Source organism: Luteibacter anthropi, assembly GCF_023699965.1.
GTDB lineage: Bacteria > Pseudomonadota > Gammaproteobacteria > Xanthomonadales > Rhodanobacteraceae > Luteibacter > Luteibacter anthropi.
Window position 1 is genome coordinate 3,338,096 of record NZ_CP077072.1, and the last position, 22,450, is coordinate 3,360,545.

A 22,450-nucleotide genomic window follows, 5' to 3' on the forward strand; every position below is an offset into this window, starting at 1 on the left:
GCACTGGGTCCCTGCTTTCGCAGGGACGACGTGAGGGTTAGGTGGGGAGCTGCAATCTTGTAGCCCGTCGTTCCTGCGAACGCAGGAACCCAGCGCCCCAGTCCACCAGCAAACACCGCCACGTTGCATCGGCTCGTGTGCAGGTAACCCTCTCGCAAAAACCCACCGCACCGCACTGGGTCCCTGCTTTCGCAGGGACGACGTGAGGGGTAGGTGGGAACCTGCAATCTCGCAACCCGTCGTTCCTGCGAACGCAGGAACCCAGCGCCCCAGTCCACCAACCAACACCGCCACGCTGCATCGGCTTGTGTGCAAGTGACCCTCTCACCAAAAACCTATCGCACCGCACCGGGTCCCGAGCTTTGGAAGGAACGACCGTGGTGTCATTCTTCGCATAGTCATCACCCCTTCCGCTTCCCCGGCACCTCAGCGAGCAGCACCGTCAACAACATATTCTCGCCACCTTCCCCGGCGTGCAACGCAGCCTCCTCAAGCTCGCTGATCAGCCCATTGATCCGCGCAAGCCGCGCATCGTCAGCACGGAACGTCAGGTGCCGCACAGCACAATTACGCTGTGGCCCCTCAAAGCGAGTCGCGGCCTGCGAGGCTACGGCAGCAAAGGCCCGCAGGCTGGCAGCTAAAGCACTACTGGCCACCTTGATCAGGTTCTTCCGCCCACTTCGCGTGCGCACGGCATCCGCCGACGACATCTGCCTGGACGCTGCCGCATAAACCGCCTCTGGCCGACGCCCCGTGCTGCGCAGCTCCACGACGCGTATGAGGCCGGATTTCTCCAGCTGATCCAGATGGTGATAGAGCGCCGTGACCGGACGACCGAGGCGCCCGGCGATTTCGCGTGCGGAGGCCTCGCCGTCAACATCCAGGCGCTGGATGATCGCCAGCCGCGTCGAGGAGGCCAGGGTGCCCAGCTGGGCCGCGGTCAGCTTCAGCGTGGTCTGGGGGCTTGTCGGCGATTTGCTCATAATTCAGAATATAGTCGAAAATTAAAAAATAGGGGATGGCACGGATATGCGCATTCGTTACCTGGGAATCGTCGTGGGAGGCCTCGCCGTCGCCCTGGCTGCGTGCAGCAGTGCGCCTGTCGTATCCGCGCCGACCGGACAGGAAGGAGGAGGGCAGGCGGCCGGCTCCCCGATCGATGCGACCACGGCGAAACGCATCGACGCCGACGTGCAGCAGGTGCTGCAACGGTTCCAGGTTCCGGGTGCTGCCGTTGCGGTCATTGTCGATGGCAGGCAGGTCTATGCGAAGGCCTATGGTCAGCGCGACAAGGAAGGCAATCTGCCGGTACGCACGGATACGCTTTTCGAGATCGGCTCGATCACCAAGCAGTTCACGGCAGCTGCCGTCATCCAGCTTCAGGAGGCGGGCAAGCTGCATCTGGACGACAAGCTTGCCCTGTACCTGCCACACGCCCCACATGCAGACGAAGTGACCTTGCGTCAGCTCCTGACCCATACCAGCGGCCTGCATGACTATTTCAGCGGCCCGGAGAAGGAGGTGGACGATCTCGTTACGCGGCCCATCGATTACGATCATCTGATCGCACGCGTTGCCGGCAAGCCTCTCGATTTTCCGCCGGGTACGCGCTGGTCCTATTCCAATACGGGCTATGCCTTGCTTGGGAAAGTGATCGAAACCGTTTCAGGCGAGAGCTATCGTGCGTATCTCCAGCATCACATGCTCGATCCGCTGGGGATGACGCACACGTTCACCCTGGCCGATAAGGACCGTCTCGATGGCATGGCCGTTGGCTACCGGCACGAGGAGGGTGCGTTGCGTCGCTCGCCATACTTCCACCCGGACTGGAGCGGCCCCGCGGGCTTCCTTGTCAGTACGCTGGATGATCTTTCCCGCTGGGACACGGGGTTGAGCGGCGGCAGGGTCGTGTCAAAGGCCGGCTATGCGGAAATGACGACGTCGTTCGCGATCTCCGACGGCAGTAGTGTGGGTTACGGCCTAGCCATGTTCGTCGACTCGCTCTACGGCCAGGTGCGGATCGGGCACACGGGTGGATCGCAGGGATTTACCACGGCAGATGAGTACTTCCCCGATCAGCATCTGCGCATCCTTGCGTTTACCAACCTTGGCGACAAGACGCCGGAGGCCGGGGTCACGGTGACCAACGTTGTCTTCGCGGCACTTCATCCGGATATCGTCACGGCATGGAACCAGCCAGCCGAGGGTGAGGATGCTGCGATGACGGCGAGTGCGAAGGCGTCGTTCGCGCAGTTGCAGGCTGGCACGGATTACGCGGCCTTCAGTGCCCCGCTGCGCGACAAGCTTTCGAACGGACTTGGCGTGGGCTTAACCAGCATGCGTGGCTACGGATCACCCACCGCCATGGTCTACAAAGGCAGAAAGCCCGGCGAGAAGGGCATGCTCTACAACTACATTGCCGAGTTCGGCCCCGGCGTGTTCATGCCATACACGATCCGCCCGGATGCCCAGGGCAAAGTCGCCGGCTTCGCCCTCGACTAACATGTAGGAGCGCGCCTCGCGCGCGACCGTCTGAAACGTAATGCTCCGTAGTGAAGCAAAGCCGCCCTACCGAAGGTGCGTGGGCCGCTCGCATCGGCGATGTTGCGCTCCGTAGGTACCCAGCCCTTGTGGTGTTTCGCTCCGTAGGAAGGGCTCGCCTATCAGCCTCGCATCGGCGCGTGAGACGTGGCGGCGCACGAGGCGACGGGTGCGGCCCTTGGCGCTCCGGCCTGCGGTGTCCCTCGGGAAAGGAGGAGCCGCTACGCGACTCAGTGTTTTGATGGCTTCGCCCCTTCGGGCCCGGTGATCGTGCGGGGTTTCTCGACTCGGCCTCCGTGCCTCGGCGAGAAAGACGGGTCATCCTGACCCGCCCCCTTCGGGCCTTCTCCGCCCGCTCCCCTCACCTCCATCAAGTCGCGCCAAGGGCCGCCCCCGCCGCCTCTCCCCACGTGATCGCGACGTGTTGTAGGAGCGCGCCTGCGCGCGACCGTTCATGCGCGGTCCATTACCACTCCCGTTCCACCGGTCGCGCGCAAGGCGCGCTCCTACAGGGATACAGGGTCGTGGTGCAAATACGTTGTAGGAGCGCGCCTGCGCGCGACCATTCATGGCGCAACCCATCACCGCTCCCGTTCCACCGGTCGCGCGCAAGGCGCGCTCCTACAGGGACACGGGGTCGTGGTACGAATACGTTGTAGGAGCGCGCCTGCGCGCGACCATTCATGGCGCAACCCATCACCACTCCCGCACCACCGGTCGCGCGCAAGGCGCGCTCCTACAGGGACACGGGGTCGTGGTACGAATACGTTGTAGGAGCGCGCCTGCGCGCGACCGTTCATGGCGCGACCCATCATCGCTCCGGTTTCGCCGGTCGCGCGCAAGCACGCTCCTACAGGGATACGGAGTCGTGGTGCGAATACGTTGTAGGAGCGCGCCTGCGCGCGACCGTTCATGGCGCGGCCCATCACCGTTCCCGTTCCACCGGTCGCGCGCAAGGCGCGCTCCTACACTTTCCAGCGCGATAGTACCCAGAAGGCTACGGCGCCTGACGTTGCCAATCCCATTCCGGTCATCGCGAGGCGAAACAACACAAACGTCGTTTCGTCTTTCGGATGTATCCATACCTGGATCATCAACTGATCCATCGCCAGCAACGCCACGATGGCGCTGCCGAAGGCCGCCACCGCGAATCCGCGCGCACCGCGTGTGGCAAGGCTCATTCCCTCGCGGCGATCCATGAACACCAGCACATTGATCACCATCAACCCCAGCGCCATCGTGATCTGCACGATTTCAATGCCCATGGCTTACCTCGCTGGTGTCGTACCTCGACGGCGCCTCGAACAACACCTGTGTATGCGCCCGCTGCACGCAGTAATGCCCCACCGCCACCAGCGCCGCCACGCCACCGATCGCCAGCGACAGGTCACGGTGATCGGCATCGTCGGCTTCCTCATGCGCCACCTCGGCCAGCAACCGCGCCGTCCCCTGCGCATACGCCAGCCATTCCGTCGCTTCATTGAGCAAGCGTTCGGTGGAGGCATCGTCGTCCTCCAGAATCCAGTGTTCGTTGATGTCCTTCATGTACGACTCCATGGGTCAGCGCCGCCCTCCCATCCCAGGTGTGGCACGCCATGGACTCCATGAACGTGCCACGGGGTAACGCAACGTCAGGTTGACGTTTTACTGCGCATCGCTCCGGGACGATGAGGCTCTCCGGCGTGTCCGTGAGCGGACGCCGGGCGGCGTGATTGTCGAAGTGGATGCGGCGTCAGCGGGCCATCACCGGGCAGCCGGCAACGCGCCGGGTGTTTACGGCAAGGCCAAAGCGCTAGAGGCGCGGCGAACGCCGCGGTTCGTCAACCGCGTTCGGGCAGGACCGGAACGGCCCGGGCACCGGAGGGTGGGCCACCGCGGAGAAGCGGCGGGCGGACGAGTGACGTAGAATGGCAGATAGCCATGGACGACTCCTTGCTAGTTCACGCTAGTTGAGGATGACTCGGTGGTTAGTGGGATCGGGGAGGTTCCAGCCTTCCCGGTTCCACGCCCCCACCGCCTTGGAGCGAAGGCTGCCTGCGAGTACGAGTGAACCGACAGCGCAGGCAGCGGTGACAACGTAGCAAAACAACACAGAATTGTCTGTAGTCGCCGCCCGCGACTTATACCTGCGTATTCAAGCCGAATTCCGACATGCTTTTAGGACTAGTCCTATAAGGCTCGTCGATAATTTTCTGTCTTGTCACCCTAAAATAGCTCCCATCGAAATACGTGGCGACCAGGTCGGTCGTCTTCAGGGACAACATGGAAAAGTCATACAGGCCCCGACGCAGCCATGCTGTGTCGCCGGTGGCCTTGGCCGGTTTTTGCCTATTTTCAGCAACTACGCAAGCTCAGTCCGTCAACAAGCTTGATCGACAGGAGCAGCGTGACCGCGCGCAACGCGAGGCACAGGTCCGACAGGAGCAACAGCAGGCGCCCGACGTACGGCTTGGTGCCGTGCCATCGCCCGATGCCGATTTCCACCGCGTCGACGTTCCCGTTGAAAAAGACTGCTTCCGTCTCTCAGGGCTCGTGCTTGAAGACGAGCGAGTATCTGCGTTCGGTTTTGCCAGGCGTTACCTGAATCGCTACCTCGGCAAGTGTGTAGGGCATGAAGGCGTCGCCCTTATCGTGCGGCGCATCTCCGACCTGATCATCGACCGGGGCTACGTCACCACGCGCGTCGGCGTCACGCCGCAGGATCTCGCCAGCGGCACGCTGCATCTCACCCTCGTGCCCGGCACCATCCGTGCCGTGCGCTTCGCCGACAACACCTCGGTGGGCGCATGGCAGACGGCGCTGCCCGCCCGCCCGGGCGATCTGCTCAACCTGCGCGACATCGAACAAGGCCTCGAACAGTTCAAGCGGGTGCCGTCGCAGGATGTCAACATCGACATCGCGCCCGCCGAACAGCCGGGCGAATCCGATCTGGTCATCACGGCCAGGCGCTCGCGCCAGTGGCATCTGGTGGCCACGCTCGACGACACGGGTTCGCGCGCCACGGGCCGCCTCCAGGGCGGCCTCAACCTTGGGCTGGACAACCCTTTACGCATCAACGATGTACTGTCGCTGGGCTACAACCACGACGTCTACCACAGCACCGGCCATGGCACGCGCGGCAACTCGCTGAGTTATGCGGTGCCGCTGGGCAACTGGTCGTTCATCACCTCGCTCTACGACTACACCTACCACCAGACGGTGGAAGGCTCGCAGCAGACCTTCGTCAGCAGCGGCAAGTCGCGCACCATGGATTTCACGGTGCAACGCCTGTTGCATCGCACCCGGCAGGGCAAGACCTCGCTCGAATGGCGCGTGGGCAAGCGCCAGGCGCGCAGCTTCATCGAGGATTCCGAGCTGCTCACCCAGCGCCGCGACGTCACCACGGCGCAGCTGACGCTGGTGCAGCGCCAATACCTGGGGCACGCCCAGCTCGACCTGCGCATAGCACATCGTCGTGGCGTGACCTGGTTCGGTGGTCAGCGCGACGCGCGCGACCGTCCTGCCGGCTCGCCCACCTTTCAGTACGGCCTGAACCTGCTCGATGCCTCGCTCAACCTGCCGTTCCAGGTGGGGCGCCTGCCCGTGCAGTGGACCAGTGAATTCCGCGCTCAGCGTAGCAGCGACACGCTGTACGCCTCGGAATTCATCACCATCGGCGGTCGCTATTCCGTACGCGGCTTCGATGGCGAGGAAACCCTGGCCGGCGAGCGCGGCTGGTACTGGCGCAACGCTCTGAGCGCGCCGCTGGGTCAGTGGCCGCTGGCGGCCTATATCGGCATCGACGGCGGTCACGTCGGTGGGCCGAGCATCAAGAACCTTCCTGACAAGACCCTGCGCGGCGAGTTCGTCGGCCTGCGCGGTTCCCTCGGCCCGGTGAGTTTCGACGCCTTCGCGGGCTGGGCCGACAAGGGCGGACGCGCCCTGCACACCATGCGACCGGCGACAGGCTTCCAGCTCGTCTACCAGTACTGACAAGGAAAGCACGATGACGACGATCCTCACCTCGACCGCCGCCACTTCTTCCATGCGCCTCGCGCAGCTGCGGCGCGCCTCGCATACGCTGGCCTTCGCCCTTGGCGTGGCCCTGGTCGGTACGCCCACCGCATCGCAGGCCCAGGTGGCCGGCACGCCAGGTTCCGCGCAGGCACCGCATGTGGACACCTCCGCGAACGGCACGCCGGTGGTCAACATCACCGCGCCGACGCAGGCGGGCGTGTCGCATAACCAGTACGAGCACTTCAACGTCGATCCCAAGGGCGTGGTGCTCAACAACAGCGGTAACGTCAGTCAGAGCCAGCTCGCCGGTTACATCGTGGGCAACACCAACCTGTCGCTGGGGCAATCCGCGCGGGTGATCGTCAACGAAGTCACCTCGGCCAACCCCAGCAACCTGCGCGGCTACACCGAAGTGGCGGGCAACCGCGCCGAAGTGGTCATCGCCAATCCGAACGGCATCACCTGCGACGGCTGCGGCTTCATCAACACCACGCGCGGCACGCTCGTCACGGGCACGCCGGTATTCGGCGGCGACGGCAGCCTGGCCGCCTTCCGTGTCACCCGTGGCACGCTCGCTATCAACGGGGCGGGCCTCAACGGTGCCGGCATCGACCGGCTCGACCTCATCGCGCGTACCGTGGTCGCCAACGCGAAGGTCTGGGCCAACGAGCTCAACGTCATCACCGGCGCCAACCAGGTCAACTACGGCGATCTGGCGACGCAGGCCATCCAGGGCGATGGCACCGGCACGGGCGTCAGCCTCGACGTGGCCGCGCTGGGCGGCATGTATGCCAACAAGATCCGCCTGCTCGGCACCGAAGCCGGCGTGGGCGTGCGTAACGCGGGCGAACTCGCCACACAAGGCGGCGACTTCACCATCACCCAGGCGGGCCGCCTGGAACTCACGGGCAAGACCGTCTCGGCCGGGCGTCTGACGGCGCAGGCCTCGTCCATCGGCAACAGCGGCAGCGTGGCGGCAGGCAGCGATCTCGACGTGCGCACCACCGGCGCCCTCGACAACAGCGGCACCCTCTACGCGACGAATAACGCCACGCTGCTCACCGGCGCACTGACCAACCTCGGCAAGCTATATGCCGTGGGCGGTGCGTTGAACATCACGGCCACCGACATCGCCAACGACGCGAGCGGCGATATCTATGCCGGCAAGAACGTGACCGTGCGCGGCGCTCGTCTCGACAACGCCGCCTCGTTCGAAGCGGGCACGTCGCTGGATATCGCCACCACAGGCCGCCTCGCCAACAGCGGCACGCTGATTGCCAGCGGTACGACCACCCTCGGCGCAGGCGACATTGCCAATACGGGCAAGTTGAGCCTGGCCGGTGCGGCGTCGCTGACGGCCGACGGCACGCTTTCCAATGGCGGCACCCTCGTTTCCGGTGCCGACGTCAACGCTCGCGCAGCGCGCATCGGCAACAGCGGGCAGTGGCAGACCGACGGCACCACGACGATCAACGCCGATATTCTCGACAATCAGGGCACGCTCAAAGCCAGGCGCGCGCTGTCCATCACGGCAACCACTACCGCCACCAATGGCGGCACCTTGCTTTCGGATGCCGATGTGACGGTGCGCGCCGGTCGCATCGACAACGGCGGCCAGTGGCAGAGTGGCGGCGATCTGTCGATCACGGCCGATACGCTCACCAACAGCGGCAAGCTCTACGCCATCGGTGGCGCGCTGATCGCCACGGCCGGCCGGGCCTTCACCAACGCATCCAACGGCGACATCTACGCGAAGAACGACGTCGCCCTGAAGGGCGACAGCCTCGCCAACCAGGGCACGGCGGAAGCCGGGCAGGGCCTCACCGTTCAGGCGAAAGGCACGCTTGCCAACGACGGCAAGCTGATCGCCGATACCGGCGACACGACGCTCACCGCCACGGACATCGCCCAGGCGGGCACCGTCAGCGCCGTGAACGACGTGCATCTGACGGCATCCGGCGCGCTCGACCATCGCGGCACCACCGTCGCCGATCGCGATCTCGCCGTGTCGGCCCATGCGGCCACGATGGCCGGCCATATGCAGGCTGGCCGCGACATCGCCCTCGACGCGGCAACGCTCCACCAGAACGGCGTCGTGTACGCCAAGCGCGACATCGCCCTCAGCGGCGGCGATGCGGACAATGCGAAAGACGCCACCCTGCTCGCCGATCGCGCATTGCGCCTGCGTCAGCAGGGCACCGTAAGCAACGCCGGCACCTTGCAGGGCCTTACCGTCGACGCTCAGGGCCTGACCGCATTCACCAATACAAACACCGGCAGCGTCTATGCCGGCGACAGCCTCACGCTGCAATCCTCGCGCATCGATAACGCCGGCAGTGTCTATGCGACCACGCAGGCAAACCTCACGGCCGATCATGTCGGCAATACGGGTAGCCTGCGCAGCGGCACCGATCTCACCATCACGGCAGCGGACGCAAGCAACGACGGCACCGCCTATGCGGGCGGCAATGCCTTCTGGACGGTCACCAACGCACTGGCCAACACCGGCATGCTCGTCGCCAGGGGCGACCTGCATCTGGTCGCTGCGAGCATCGCTTCCACCGGCACACTCGGTGCGGGCGTGCTGGGCGACGGCTCGCTTGGCAGCACGGGCATCCTCGACGCGGTGGTGGCCGGCGCCCTCGCCAGCCAGGGCAGCACGCTGGCCGCAGGCCACCTGCGCCTGTCGGGCGCGTCGCTCGATCTGTCCTCCGGCCGCACCCGCGCCGGTGGCGACATCGCACTCACCGCCACCCAGGGCGACATCGATGCCAGCATGGGCAGCATCGCCACGGCCGGCACCCTCGCCGCGCACGCCACCGGCGCACTGAAGAACGCCAATGGCGCCCTGCAAGGCGGCGTCCTCGATCTCCAGGCCAGCCGTCTCGACAACCGCCAGGGATCGATCACCCAGACCGGCACTATCGACCTCACCCTCGCGGTCGCGGGCACGTTCGACAACAGCGGCGGACGCATCGCCAGCCAGTCCGGCCAGCTCACCCTGCGCGGCAGCGCCATCGTCAACGACGACGGCACCATCGAGCATGCGGGTGACGGTACGCTGACGGTGAACGGCACGAACGGCATCTCCAACCGGCGTGGCCGCATCGTCGGCAACGGCACCCTCGACCTCGACAGCCAGGGCACGGTGGATTCCACCGGGGGCACGCTGAGCGTGGCGCGCAGTGCGACCCTCGACGCGGCATCGTTCCTCAACGACGCCGGTACACTGGTCGCCAGCGCGCTGACCGTCACCGCCGGCGGTGCGCTGTCCAACCACGGCGGCACCCTGCAATCCGGTGGCATGCTCAACCTCACCGCTGGCAGCTTCGCCAACGGCAGCGGCCAGGTGAAGGTGCTCTCGGCCGACCTCGCCCGCCTCGCCATCGCCGGCGCACTGACGAATGGCGTGGGCGGCTTCATCGGCGGCAACGGCGGTCTGTGGCTGCATGCCGGCGCCGTCGACAACGCCGGCCAGCTGTACGCGGGTAGCACCGCCGACGTCGCCACCACGGGACGTCTCGACAACCGCGGTGCCATTCAGTCCATGGGCGCGGCCAGCCTCACCGCTAACGGCATGCTGGCCAACGACAACGGTCGCATCGAGAGCGGCAGCGGCGATGTCCATGCCACGCTCACGATCAACGCCGGCGGCCTGTCCAACCAGGGCGGTCGCATCGCCAACACCGGCGACGGCCTTACCACGGTGAATGCTGGCGGCACCATCGCCAACAGCAACGGCACCCTGGGCGGCCAGGGCGACGTCATCCTCAACAGCGGCGCCATCGACAACCTCTCCGGTGGTCGCCTCGTGGCCGCGCACAACCTCACCCTGCTGATGGGCGCGCTCAACAACACCGGTGGCAATGTCTATGCCGGCGCGAATCTGGGCTGGAACAACGGCGGTGCCACGCTGACCAACGTCAACGGCCAGTTCGGGGCCGGCCAGCAACTGGCATTGACCCTGGCGTGGCTCAACAACGCCGGGGGCAACGCCTCCGCCAACGGCGACGCCAGCTTCAACCTGGCGGGTGGCTTGAGCGGCGCTGGTCGCATCATCGCCGGCCGCAACCTCGACATCTGGCTGCCGGGCGATTTCGTCAACGGCTCGGCCGGCACGCTGAAGGCCAACCACCGCTTCGGCCTGCACCTTGGCGGCAACTTCTACAACGCCGACGGGGCCACGATGGAAAGCGTCGGCGGCCTCACCATCGATGCATGTCGCATCGAGAACGGCAGCGGCGCGCGCATCAACAGCGCCGACACCGTGCTGAACTCGCGTGGTGATGTCGTCAATCGTGGCCGTATCGAAGGCGACACCCTCGCCATCAACGGCGGTCGCGTGGACAACACCGGCACGCTGATCGGCGACACGATCACCGTCCGTGCCTGGGATCTCACCAACGGCGCCGACATGGGTGGCGTTGCGGACAACGCGGCCTACCAGAGCGCATTGATCGCGGCGACGCAGAAGATCAACCTCTTCGTCGGCGGCACCTTCCTCAACCGCGATGCGCTGGTCTTCAGCATGGGCGATATCTTCATCGCCGCCAACGAAGCCGCTGGTCGCACCATCCAGATCACCAACCACTCCGGTGACATCGAGGCGGACGGTTCGATTCTGCTGGCGGCGAACCAGATCACCAACCAGCGTCGCGTCTTCGAAACGCAGACGTACACGCTGAGTGCGGCGGAGCAGCTCGCCAACCGCCACACCACCGACAACATCGTCCGCTATCGCTACGACGATCCCAATCCGCTGCACCACCCGCCGTATGTCGATCCGAGCCAGATGGTGGACGCGGCCGAAATCGCCTGGGTGGACCGGCACTGCCAGGACCTCAAGCAGGACAACCACCGTTGCCGTGGCTACCCCTACGGCAAGGGCAGCCCGGATACGTTCAAGGCGGTGTACATCGACACGCTGACCTCCATCGAGCGGCTGAGCCGCGCGAGCGCGGAAGGCCGCATCGCGGCCGGCGGCGACATCACGTTGATCGGTTCGGTATTCAACGACAAATCCACCATCGCCGCCGCGCGCAACCTCGTGGTCAACGGCGCCAATGGCAGCCTGCCTTCCGGTGACAGCAACGTCGGCGGCGAAGTCATCCGCAACATCGGCTGGAATCCCACGGGCACGCTCAGCCGCCAGGTGCAGTGGTGGACGGGCTGGGAATCCATCTCGCACCAGGGCGGTCGTCACTGGGTGGAAGACGGCTTCCAGAAGTACGCCGATTTCCAGAACGATGCCACGCTCGCTATCGGTGACGGCCAGCGTCCCGACTGGCTCACCATTGATCCGGGCCAGGGCCTCGCCGGTCGCATGACGGCAGGCAACGCCCTGGAAATCCATGGCCGCACCATCGACAACACCACCGTCGATGCGGCCGGCAATCCCATTTCCGGCGTCGGCCTGGGCGGCAATCAGGGCGGTACGCCGGTGGCCGGCAAGGGTGCCGGCACGGTCGGTAATGTCGGCGGCAACGTGGATCTCGGCAGTGTGGGCGGCCTGGGTAGCGCACCCGGTGCCGGTAGCGTCAGTGGCGTGGATACGCTCAGTGGCGACACCCGCAACGCCGGCCCGCGTCCGGGCTCGCAAAGCGTCGGCACACCCGATGCGCCCGCGGGCCAGATCCGCGTCCCCAACAACGGTCTGTTCACCACCCGCCCGGGCAGCGGCAGCCCCTACATGGTGGAGACCGATCCGCGCTTCGCCTCGCAGGCCGGCTTCCTCGGCAGCGATTACCTGATGAACCGCCTCGGCTTCAACGGCGAAAGAACGATGAAGCGCCTGGGTGACGGCTTCTACGAACAGCGCATGGTGCTCGAACAGATCACCTCGCTCACCGGCCGTCGTTATCTCACCGACAACACCGATGCCATGGCGCAATACCGCGCCCTGATGGACGCCGGTGCCGACGTCGCGTCGTCCTTCCAGCTCTCGGTCGGCGTGGCCCTCACCGCCGAGCAGATGAGCCGCCTCACCCAGGACATCGTCTGGATGGTGTCGCAGGAGGTCAACGGCGAGAAGGTGCTGGTACCGGTGGTGTATCTCTCCGCCGCACACGCGCAGGACGTGGCGCAAAGCGGCGCCATCCTGTCCGGCAAGACCGTGCTGCTCGACGCCTCGGGCAACCTCACCAACACCGGCAGCATCAAGGCCAGCCAGGACGCCACGCTCAAGTCCGGCACCCTGCTCAACGGCGGCAACATCGGCGCCGGCGGCAACCTCAGCGTCACTGCCGCGCAGGACATCCTGAACGGCGGCACGATCAAGGGCGGCAACGTGTCGCTCACCGCCGGCAACGACATCCTGAGCGGCGCGGGCATCGGCCGCGTGGATCTGGGCGGCGTGCAGCTCGGCAACACCATCGCACCGCTCGACGCCTCGCGCCTGGGCCTGCCCCAGGGCGGCGCGATCAGCGCCACCGGCAACCTCACCGCCAACGCCGGCCGCGACCTCACCCTGGATCGCGTTGCCGTGAGCGCCGGCGGCGATCTCAGCCTCACCGCCAAGCGCGACCTCAGCGCCACCGCCAGCGCGATCAAAGCGGGCGGCGACGCCCAGCTGGTCGCAGGCCGCGACCTGAGCCTCAACGCCATCGGCCAGACCAGCGCCGTGCGCCAGGACGGCCACAACGTAGAAACCACCACGCACACGGTGACCACGATCGAGGCTGGCGGCAACGCCATCCTCGGCGCGGGCCGCGATCTGGTCAGCGAAGGCGCAAAGATCAAGGCCGGGGACCAGATCGCCGTGAGCGCCGGCCACGACGTGGTGCTCAATGCCGTCACCGACGTGGAACGGCACAGCGAGGCCGGCCGCGAAGGCAGGAAGATCGTCGGCACCCGCACGATGGACCATAGCCTGAAAGGCACCGAGCTGTCGGGCACGAAGGGGGTGATCGTCAGCGCGGGGCATGACATCGCTGCCACGGCCGTGGCGATCACCAGCGAGAAAGGCAGCGTTGCCCTTGCGGCAAAGAACGACGTCAACCTGAAGGCTGGCGATGAAGAACACACCTGGTCGCAGGACACGGTGAAGAAAACCTCGGGCATGTTCTCGTCGAGCAAGGCGCGCACGCATGACGCGACGGACGATGTTCTAGCCGTGGGGTCATCGATCACCTCCGGCGGTGGCGTCAGCATTGCCGCAGGTAACGACGTGAACCTTGAAGGCACTTCGGTGCGAGCGGACGGTGCCCTGGCGCTCGCGGCCGGCCGCGACATCAACCTCACGGCCACGGAAGATCGTTACAGCGAAACGCACGCATCGAAGACCAGCCGCTCGGGCCTGGTCATCAACCGTGGCGCCGCGCCGGTCCATCAAGGCAAGACCACCCAGCGCGAAGAGACCATCGAGCAAACCATCGGCCATGGCACATCGCTGAGCGGCGACAGCGTGACGGTGGCGGCCGGACGCAACCTGCTGGGCGAAGGTGTGCAGGTTGCCGCCACGCACGATGTGCTGCTGGCGGCAGGCAACGACCTGACCCTCAACGCCATCGAGAACACCTACGCCACCGATCAGGAAAAGTCGGTACGCACCACGGGCTACTCGCGTAGCGGTCTGAATGAACTCTACGGTAGTCAGAAGGACAGCCGCGGCGAAAGCCTGCGGGAAGTCACCCACACTGGCAGCCTGGTGGGCTCTACGGAGGGCAGCGTGATGCTGACCGCCGGCAATCATCTGCATCTGACCAGCACCGACGTGATGAGCCAGACGGCCACCACCATCGTCGGCAAGGACGTGACCATCGACGCGGCGGTGGACTCGGTCAGCTCATCGGAATTCCGTCGTCATAGCGAAAGTGGCATCACGGGTGGTTTCGGCGGAAAACTCGTCGAACTGGGCATGGATGCCCGTCAATCAGTCATGCGAGGCAAGGACACCGATGACGACCGACTCAAGGCTTTGTATGCAGCGCGGGCGGCCTATGACGGCAAGGATGCCTACGATGTCCTGAGCGGCAAGGAAGGCAGTGTCGGGAAGGGCCCCGGCCAGGAAGGCATCAACGTCCAGGTGGGCATCGGCGGCAAGAGTGCCAGCAGCAAGACCTCCACTTACGACGAAACCGCGGCGGGCAGCCACATCCGGAGCAAGGGCGATGTAACCATCGCCGCGACCGGAGGCGACCTGACCATCGTGGGAAGCCAGGTCGAGGGCAAGAACGTCGCCCTCGTCGCGTCCAACGACATCCACCTGCTCAGCCAGGCCGAAGAACACCGCCTCAAGAGCGAGTCGAAGAACGGCTCCGGCGGCGTCGGCGTCAGCTTCGGCACGAAGGGTCTGGGCATCTACGCCGAAGCCAGCGTGGGCCAGGGCAAGGCCCACGGCAACGGCACCACGCATGCCGAAACGCTGATCGACGCAACCGATCGCCTGACCCTGGTCAGCGGCAACGACACGACGATTCAGGGCGCCCAGCTGAAGGGCGAGCAGGTGGTCGCCAACGTCGGCAACAACCTGACGATCCGCAGCGAGCAGGACACGGACGACTTTGCCAGCAAGACGATGCAGGCCGGCGGCAAGGTGATAGTAGGCATCACCCAGAGCGGCTTCGTCAGCGGCAGCGCCTATTTTGCGCAAAGCAAGGTCGATAGCCATTACAGCAGCGTCAACGAAGTTAGCGGCATCCAGGCCGGCAGCGGCGGATTCCAGCTGGATGTCGGCGGCAATACCCACCTCGTGGGCGGAAAAATCGCCAGCGAAGCGGATGCGTCGAAGAACTGGCTGAGCACGGGCACCCTGACCTACGAGGATCTGCACAACGAATCGAAGTACAAGGCCAGCCAGATCAGCTTCAGCGGCGGCAGCACCATCGCCAGCAACGTCGCTGGTGCCATCGGCACCGTCGTCTCCGCTGCTACGCCGCAGCACGGCAACGCCAGCAGCGACACCCGCTCGGGTATCGCTGAAGGCACCATCGTCGTACGTAACGATCCGGGCAAGGATCTGTCCGGACTGGATCGCAAGCCGACGCTTGACGATGAAGCACTAAAGAACGTTTTCGATCAAAAGAAATTCTCTGAGCAACAAGAAACGGCGCAGCTAGCCGGTCAGGTTGGCTTCCGCTCGGCTGGAGCTTTGGCGGATAAGTTGGGATGGGCAGAAGGAAGCAATGAACGTACGCTTCTTCACGGCGTCGTGGGAGCTGCTGTTGCGTCGATGAGCGGAGCCAATACAGCAGATGGCCTCAAGGGAGCGGCAGCATCTCAGGCGGTTAGTGGAGCCATGCAGTACTACCTTGTATCTCAAGGGATTGATCCACGATCGCAGGAGTTCAATGCGATCATGGAAGCGGCCAGCGCAGTAGTCGGAACCGCCTTTGGTGGGCGGACGGGAGATGAGGTGGCGGTGGATGGTGATCGTTACAATCGCCAGCTTCATCTACCGCTAATTAGCGACATCCGCAACGATCTTGCTCAGAAGTATGCTGAAGAGCGTGGCATATCAGTCGATGAGGCCAGAAATATGCTGCTTCGTGCTGCGATGAGTGAGAGCGATGGTTTCGCCTCGCGATACATTACTGGCATGGATTCGGATCAGGATCGGTCAAGTGCGCTTCAGTTCCTTGCGGTGAACAATGCGGTAACGCCCGAGGGTATGAAGTACGAGCTCTTCCCGTCCGATAAGGATTGCGCGAATAGTAAGATCGGAGCCGCAGACTTGGTGGGGAATCCCAGTGCGCTGGCTGATGTGTTACAGGCAATGAATCCGTCCGGTGATCCGGATAGGGATAAGGCGCTTCGCGACTACTTCAACTCAGTGAGTTTTGACGATCGGTTTCATGGATGGGCGAACGATGATTCGAGGAAATTTCTTTCTTTCGTTGGCCAAGTAGCAGCCACAGGTGCCACCGCAGGTATCTCAGGCGGAGCGCCACTTTTGCTAGCAGCAAACGCGGGTCGAGGTGCTGGAACGACAGGAAGTATACTGGGATATATTATGGTTACCCGAGCTGGTGCGGGTGCTACAGCAGGTATCGTTAACCTGACGTCTCAGCTTATTAACGCCGAACCTAATAGTGGCGAGTCGTTATGGGGTACGGTGCGCTGGGCCAACGTGTCGGTTGCAACGGCTGGTGGTGCACTCGGCGTTGGTGGCGGCCTAGGCTGGAATGCGGCCGTGAGTGCAGGGGGAGGGTTTGTTCAGACTGAATACAATAATTGGAGATTTGGTGAGAGTAAGAACCCTCTCTTTGAAGCCGCGATATCAGGTGTGACTGGGGCGGCCGGTTATATGACTGGTGACAAATCAACAGAAATTTTAGGTGGTGCCGGTGCGGGCACACTGAGGCCGTACATATATAGCAATGTGACGGGGCCTGTGACATCCGAGCTGCTTTCAACGATGCTTGATCAACTAATGAACGCCAGTAAGAAGAAGATTGATGAAAGTAAGACCAAATAGGTTCATAAGAATTTTTTTGGCTGGAGGAATATTTTTCTTCATGGTGTTTGGGGTGTCTATGGCAATTGCTTATCTGTACAGCGTTTTTAATGAATTGGATTTCCCATGGAGGCAGATGGCCGTTCTGGCTGCAAAGCGAGCGTCATTTGTGGGTGTCGTGGGCATGCTCCTTTTTAGCATTAAAGCACCGACGCCGAGAGGCTGATGCAAGCCTGATATCGATGGGCGACGTGATCTGGCCAAAAATAGTTAGCCCGAATACTTTTGAGTCGTCTGATCGTTGGTCAGCGGTAACGACACGACGATCCAAGGCGCCCAGCTCAAGGGCCAGCAGGTGGTCGCCAACCTCGGTAACAACCTGACGATCCACGGCGAGCAGGACACCGACGACTTTGCCAGCAAGACGATGCAGGCCGGCGGCAAGGTGATGGTAGGCATTACCCAGAGTGGTTTTGTCAGCGGCAATGCCTACTTCGCACAAAGCAAGGTCGGTAGCCATTACGGCAGCGTCAACGAAGTCAGCGGTATCCAGGCCGGCAGCGGCGGATTTCAGCTGGACGTCGGTGGTAACACTTATCTCGTGGGCGGAAAGATCGCCAGTGAAGCGGATGCATCGAAGAACTGGCTAAGCACGGGCACCCTAACCTACGAGGATCTGCACAACGAATCGGAGTACAAGGCCAGCCAGATCAGCTTCAGCGGCGGCAGCACTATCGCCAGCAACGTCGCGGGTGCCATCGGCACCGTCGTCTCCGCTGCTACGCCGCAACACGGTAACGCTAGCAGCGACACCCGTTCGGGGGTCGCCGAAGGCACCCTCGTCGTACGCAACGATCCGGGTAAGGATCTGTCCGGACTGGACCGCAAGCCGATGCTTAACGATGAAGCGCTAAAGAATGTTTTCGATCAAAAGAAATTCTCTGAGCAACAAGAAACGGCGCAGCTAGCCGGTCAGGTTGGCTTCCGCTCGGCTGGAGCTTTGGCGGATAAGTTGGGATGGGCTCAAGGGGAATTGGACTCGAAACCGGGGCACTACTCGAATCTGGGGGGCGTCGGGCGAACACGTGGCCGATGCGATGACGCGCTTGGTCGCTCAACGTGGCAAGCCGGCGGCCATCAAAGTGGACAACGGCAGTGAGTTCGCAGGGAAGGTGATGGATCGATGGGCCTACGAAAACGGAGTGGGACTGGATTTCTCACGCCGCGGCACGCCCACCGACAACGCCGTGGTCGAGAGCTTCAACGGCCGTCTCCGACAGGAGTGTCTGAACGAGCATTGGTTCTTGTCGTTAGCCGACGCTCGGAGCAAAATCAGCGAGTGGCGGACGTTCTATAACGAGGACCGACGCCACACTGCACTGGCATGGAAAACCCCTGCCGAATTCGCCCGTGAATGCGGGGCCCAAGTGAATTCGCAGGCGCCAAAACAGGTCGGAATCTCTACCGGCTGATGGCCCGGGAATTGGGGTGGGTCACGCCTCGCATAGGTATTGTCCACGTTGTCAGAAGAATATCTTGGTGGTGACATCGTTTTATGTTTATTTGGTTAATTCAAAAAACATCGCCAGCCCCATTATGCGTAGCTGTGATATCGATTTTATTGGGTATTCCATTCTTTGTATGTGCGTTGGTGGATTATGCGCCGCCGGACACCAGGGCTTTTCGAAGTGCAGCCGGCGTGGTGGTTAGGATAAATGAAAGCTGTTATCGCGCTAGCTGCAACAGGGCAGGCGTAGATATTGATCTCGCTGGGGCGAGCTATTCTGTCGGACTCAAGAACTGCGTTCGCGCGCTACGTGATGTAAGTGTTGGAGACCGCGTTACCGTTCATGCCACCTATGACGAAGGACAGGCTTATGCAGTCGAAAGGGGTGAAAAACTTTGGTGCGAGCCGGGTGAGGCACTTGGTATACGTGCCACGAGGCTGCGCATTGAACTTTACCTGAGTAGCTTGGCAATGCTCATCGGGTTGACGGCGCTAAGCCGATCGTTCTTCGGACGGTTCGCGGAAAGCAGGAGGGAGGATCACACGAAATGGAGTCCTCGGTTGCCATCGACGCCTTACCTGCGGGGTGATGACAAGTACGAAATCAGGCGTTGACGATCTATTGGTATAGTCGTGCACATGCTCTCCCGTGGTGAGGTTGCCACGTTGCTTCGTCGAAGAGTGGTCTGCGGAGCGCTGGCATTTACTTGTTCGATATCGTTTACGAAGTGCCGCTCTGGGTATTCATGGAACAGATTCTTCTTTTCATTGCTGAGTTGATTGATGAGGTTGTGAAGGGGCGGCGCTGGTGGGTGCGCTGTCTTGTCGTATTCATCTGTGGCGCGTGTGTTTCTTCTGCCTTGTGGTTGGTTCGCGGTTTCAATGATGGCGTAGCGTCACGCCATGACGGGTGGACCGCCGTGCTTCTGCACGTAGGTATAGGCGTTGGTGCGGTTCTGCTCTACTGGATATGCCAGCTTTGGCGTGTGTGGCGTAGCTTGCCGGGATCGAATCGGTAGGCGGTAGCCTCGTCGGGCGGGCAACCAGGTTGGATGGTACGGGTGCGGCTCCTGGCGACTTCGCCTGCCTGGGGCGTGTGGATCGACTCTGAGGGTACGGTGTGCTGGACATGACTGAATGCATGAGTGCCACGTCCCCTGCATCAAATCCCGTGCGATCAGTCGGTAGGAATTTCTTTTATTGGCAACCTGGGACGTACCGCTGTCATGACACCCATGACTGCAGGAGGCATGCGAAATGATTTGCGAGGTTTCCCGCGGGCATATCCTGGCTCAGTACGACGGCCAGTTCTATTTCGCTGAGGCGGAGATGTTTTTCCCTTCGGAAGGGAAGATGGGGTTTTATCTGTACAGGAAGTTTGTGTATCGGCAGGTGGAGGGGGAGCGGGTGCCGATGAGTGAGGAGGAGCGGGATCGCGTGGTGGGGTGGATGGGGGAGGATTTTCGGGGGAGTTTGACGGAGTTTGTTGTGGTGGATGAGTAGGGGAGTGGTCGCGCGCGAGGCGCGCTCCTACAAGGGACAATGAGGCCGGGGGCCATAGTTCGAAGGCGCAATCAGGCCGGGGGTTCCCATAGTTCGATTGGGTTGCCTTCGGGATCCTGGAGGCGGGCGAAGCGGCCCAGGCCCATGGCGTCCCACTCGGCATTCAGGGTGACTTCGATGCCTGCGTTGCGGAGTTTGTCGCAGAGTGCATCGCGATCGTCCACGCGGAAGTTGAGCATCCACGGGCGGTCGGCAGGGAAGTAGTCCGTGTCGGACTTGAATGGCGAGAAGACGCTTGTTCCTGCCTGCGTGTCCCATTTGCCGTACTTGCCGGCGCCTACGCCGAGGTGTTCGGCATACCACTTGCCCAGCGCTTCCGGGTCTTTCGCCCGGAAGAAGAGCCCACCGATTCCCGTGACAGCCATTGCGCGCTCCCCATCGACAAGGTGGAGAGATCAATAGCAGATGGCCGGGTGGGCGGCAACGGCCGCAGCTCGCTCCCGCGCGCTAGCGCTTGATGGTGTTTCCTGCCGTGGCCGCGATCCGGTCGGCTACGTCCATCATGGTGTACCAGCAGCGTTCCAGTGCATCGGTGAACTGACCGCGAGGGATTGCGATGGTCTCTGCGCGGCCGCCTTCTTCGGGATCGAACTCGATAAGCAGGCGGTTGCCGTCGATCCAGGCCTGGTTGCCAGCCAGGAAGTACGGATCGTCATACGGCGAAGCGCCGGGTTCGGGAGCTGCGGCGAAGGCCACGCGAGCGTTAGGTGGCGTGGTCTTCAGTATCTTCAGGGCGTGGGCGATCGAGCCGTCTTCAAGCGCTACATCGAAGGCGACCCGGTCGAAGGCCGGGCCCAGGAACAATTCCACGTCGCCCATCAAGGCGACATGTCTTGCGTAGCCGTCCAGCCGGGCGTGCTTGCTGGCGACGACATCGCGCAGTGCGGTGGCGTACCGGTCGGTGATCGCGGGGTTGTCGCGCAGCCAGTGGCTGCTCACGTCCACCACGGCGGTGCGGTAGCGTCCTACCGTGGCTTCGAGGCCCGGATGGCTTATGTCTTTCGGAAGGTCCGGCAGTGCTACGCGCAGGCCACCTGCCATGAGGCCCATCAGGGTGCGTCCGGGAACGATACGCAGCCAGTGGGTGGTCGCCTGCATGGCAAAACCCTCGCCATGCTCCGCATGTGGCGAGGGATACAGATCGCCGAGACTCATGCGTGCGTGTCCCGCCAGGCTTCGATGGCTTCCACGGCGCCGAGGCAGTCCGTGTAGCGGTTGTACAGCGGGGTGGGCGAAAGACGGATCACGTCGGGCTCGCGCCAGTCGCCGATGACGCCGTGCTTTTCCAGATGGCCGAACAGTGCACGTCCTGCATCGCGGCCTGCGCGTACGCGGATCGAGAGCTGGGCGCCGCGCTGCTGGGGATCGTTGGGCGTGACGATGTCCAGCGTGTCGTCCAGGCGTTCGCGGATGAGCCAGTCGAGGTAGGCGGTGAGGCGACGGCTCTTCGCCACCAGGGCTGGCATGCCTGCGCGCTGGAATACATCGAGTGAGGCACGCAACGGCGCGAGGGCCATGATCGGCGGATTCGAGAGCTGCCAGCCATCCGCACCGGGCGTCGGCACGAAGGTGGGACCCATCTGGAAGCGCGTGGTCTTGTCGTGTCCCCACCAGCCGGCGAAGCGGGGCACGTCGGCCTTCGCATGACGCTCGTGTACGAAGGCGCCCGCGACGGCACCCGGGCCTGCGTTGAGGTATTTGTAGGTGCACCACACGGCGAAATCGGGGCCGTCGTCGTGCAGGGCCAGCGGCAGGTTGCCCGCCGCGTGCGCAAGGTCGAAGCCCACGAGGCAGCCGGCGGCGTGACCGGCCTTAACGATGCGACGGATATCGAACACCTGGCCCGTGCGGTATTGCACGCCCGGCAGCAGCACCAGTGCCACGCGGTGTCCGTGCTCGGCGATGGCGCCTTCGATGGCGGCCATCGACAGCGTGCCGCCGGGGCCGTCGGGCTGAAGTTCGATGAGATCGGTGGCCGGGTCGAAACCGTGGAAGCGCACCTGTGATTCCAGCGCGTAGCGATCGGTGGGGAAGGCGCCGGCTTCCATGAGGATGGCCGGTCGTTCCGGGGTGGGGCGGTAGAAACTCACCATCATCAGGTGCAGGTTCACGCCCAGCGAGTTCATGGCGACCACTTCGTGCGGCTTCGCGCCGACGAGGTTCGCCAGTCCATCGCGCACATACTCGTGGTAGTGCAGCCACGGCGAGCGCCCGCGGAAGTGGGCCTCCACGGCGAGGGTGGACCAGTCTTCCAGTTCCGCCTGCAACGCAGCGGCGACGCCCTTCGGCTGAAGACCCAGCGAATTGCCGCAGAAGTACAGCGTGTCGCGGCCGTCGTGGGGAGGAATATGGAACTGGTCGCGGAAAGCGCGCAACGGATCGGCGGCGTCCTGGGCGTCGGCCCAGGCGCGCGTTGCTTCGAATGAGGTCATGGGGAAGCGCTCAACGGG

11 protein-coding genes and 1 pseudogene are annotated in these 22,450 nt (G+C 63.6%); 6 read left to right on the forward strand and 6 right to left on the reverse strand.

Translation table 11 applies throughout. The features are described 5' to 3' along the window. Positions 1-401: 401 nt before the first annotated feature. Positions 402-983 (reverse strand): ArsR/SmtB family transcription factor, encoded by a 582-nt coding sequence (locus KR767_RS14510; protein WP_250876775.1) that lies wholly within the window; start codon positions 981-983, stop codon positions 402-404. A 46-nt stretch (positions 984-1,029) separates the two neighbouring features. Between KR767_RS14510 and KR767_RS14515 the strand changes: the two genes are divergently transcribed. Then, positions 1,030-2,502: a serine hydrolase domain-containing protein gene (locus KR767_RS14515; RefSeq protein WP_250876776.1), complete on the forward strand. Its 1,473-nt coding sequence runs from the start codon at positions 1,030-1,032 to the stop codon at positions 2,500-2,502. Between the two features lie 1,004 nt (positions 2,503-3,506). Here KR767_RS14515 and KR767_RS14520 read toward each other — a convergent pair. Then, positions 3,507-3,806, reverse strand: a complete 300-nt coding sequence (locus tag KR767_RS14520) for a hypothetical protein (RefSeq protein WP_166951037.1) — start codon at positions 3,804-3,806, stop codon at positions 3,507-3,509. Further along, positions 3,796-4,086 (reverse strand): hypothetical protein, encoded by a 291-nt coding sequence (locus tag KR767_RS14525; protein WP_166948800.1) that lies wholly within the window; start codon positions 4,084-4,086, stop codon positions 3,796-3,798. The genes KR767_RS14520 and KR767_RS14525 overlap by 11 nt, the downstream gene beginning before the upstream one ends. 912 nt (positions 4,087-4,998) lie before the next feature. On the opposite strand from KR767_RS14525, the gene KR767_RS14530 reads away from it, so the two are divergent. The 5 genes and pseudogenes from KR767_RS14530 (at position 4,999) to KR767_RS14550 (ending at position 19,940) form a co-directional block, all read left to right on the forward strand. Next, complete coding sequence (locus tag KR767_RS14530) at positions 4,999-6,513, forward strand: ShlB/FhaC/HecB family hemolysin secretion/activation protein (RefSeq protein ID WP_250876777.1); 1,515 nt, start codon at positions 4,999-5,001, stop codon at positions 6,511-6,513. A 13-nt stretch (positions 6,514-6,526) separates the two neighbouring features. Further along, positions 6,527-16,951: a hemagglutinin repeat-containing protein gene (locus tag KR767_RS14535; protein WP_250876778.1), complete on the forward strand. Its 10,425-nt coding sequence runs from the start codon at positions 6,527-6,529 to the stop codon at positions 16,949-16,951. A gap of 334 nt (positions 16,952-17,285) precedes the next feature. Continuing rightward, on the forward strand, positions 17,286-18,089 hold the full coding sequence (locus KR767_RS14540) for a hypothetical protein (protein WP_250876779.1): 804 nt from the start codon (positions 17,286-17,288) through the stop codon (positions 18,087-18,089). Then, positions 17,998-18,402: pseudogene (locus KR767_RS14545) on the forward strand (integrase core domain-containing protein); the annotation flags it as partial. The gene KR767_RS14540 and the pseudogene KR767_RS14545, both read left to right, overlap by 92 nt. Before the next feature lie 1,292 nt (positions 18,403-19,694). Beyond that, a complete protein-coding gene (locus tag KR767_RS14550; RefSeq protein WP_250876780.1) occupies positions 19,695-19,940 on the forward strand; it encodes a hypothetical protein in 246 nt (81 codons plus the stop codon). Positions 19,941-20,011: 71 nt separating this feature from the next. Here the strand turns inward: KR767_RS14550 and KR767_RS14555 are convergent, their stop codons facing one another. The 3 genes from KR767_RS14555 to kynU form a co-directional block, all read right to left on the reverse strand. Next, a complete protein-coding gene (locus KR767_RS14555; RefSeq protein ID WP_250876781.1) occupies positions 20,012-20,365 on the reverse strand; it encodes a VOC family protein in 354 nt (117 codons plus the stop codon). 82 nt (positions 20,366-20,447) lie between these two features. Next, on the reverse strand, positions 20,448-21,155 hold the full coding sequence (locus tag KR767_RS14560; RefSeq protein ID WP_250876782.1) for a hypothetical protein: 708 nt from the start codon (positions 21,153-21,155) through the stop codon (positions 20,448-20,450). Next, on the reverse strand, positions 21,152-22,432 hold the full coding sequence (gene kynU, locus KR767_RS14565) for a kynureninase (RefSeq protein WP_250876783.1): 1,281 nt from the start codon (positions 22,430-22,432) through the stop codon (positions 21,152-21,154). The genes KR767_RS14560 and kynU overlap by 4 nt, the downstream gene beginning before the upstream one ends. Positions 22,433-22,450 lie beyond the last annotated feature (18 nt).

Bases quoted from the DNA above. Each gene is read 5' to 3' on its own strand.
- KR767_RS14560 (WP_250876782.1), bottom strand. From the start codon at position 21,155: ATGAGTCTCGGCGATCTGTATCCCTCGCCACATGCGGAGCATGGCGAG.
- KR767_RS14525 (WP_166948800.1), bottom strand. From the start codon at position 4,086: ATGAAGGACATCAACGAACACTGGATTCTGGAGGACGACGATGCCTCC.
- KR767_RS14520 (WP_166951037.1), bottom strand. From the start codon at position 3,806: ATGGGCATTGAAATCGTGCAGATCACGATGGCGCTGGGGTTGATGGTG.
- kynU (WP_250876783.1), bottom strand. From the start codon at position 22,432: ATGACCTCATTCGAAGCAACGCGCGCCTGGGCCGACGCCCAGGACGCC.
- KR767_RS14550 (WP_250876780.1), top strand. From the start codon at position 19,695: ATGATTTGCGAGGTTTCCCGCGGGCATATCCTGGCTCAGTACGACGGC.
- KR767_RS14510 (WP_250876775.1), bottom strand. From the start codon at position 983: ATGAGCAAATCGCCGACAAGCCCCCAGACCACGCTGAAGCTGACCGCG.
- KR767_RS14515 (WP_250876776.1), top strand. From the start codon at position 1,030: ATGCGCATTCGTTACCTGGGAATCGTCGTGGGAGGCCTCGCCGTCGCC.
- KR767_RS14555 (WP_250876781.1), bottom strand. From the start codon at position 20,365: ATGGCTGTCACGGGAATCGGTGGGCTCTTCTTCCGGGCGAAAGACCCG.
- KR767_RS14535 (WP_250876778.1), top strand. From the start codon at position 6,527: ATGACGACGATCCTCACCTCGACCGCCGCCACTTCTTCCATGCGCCTC.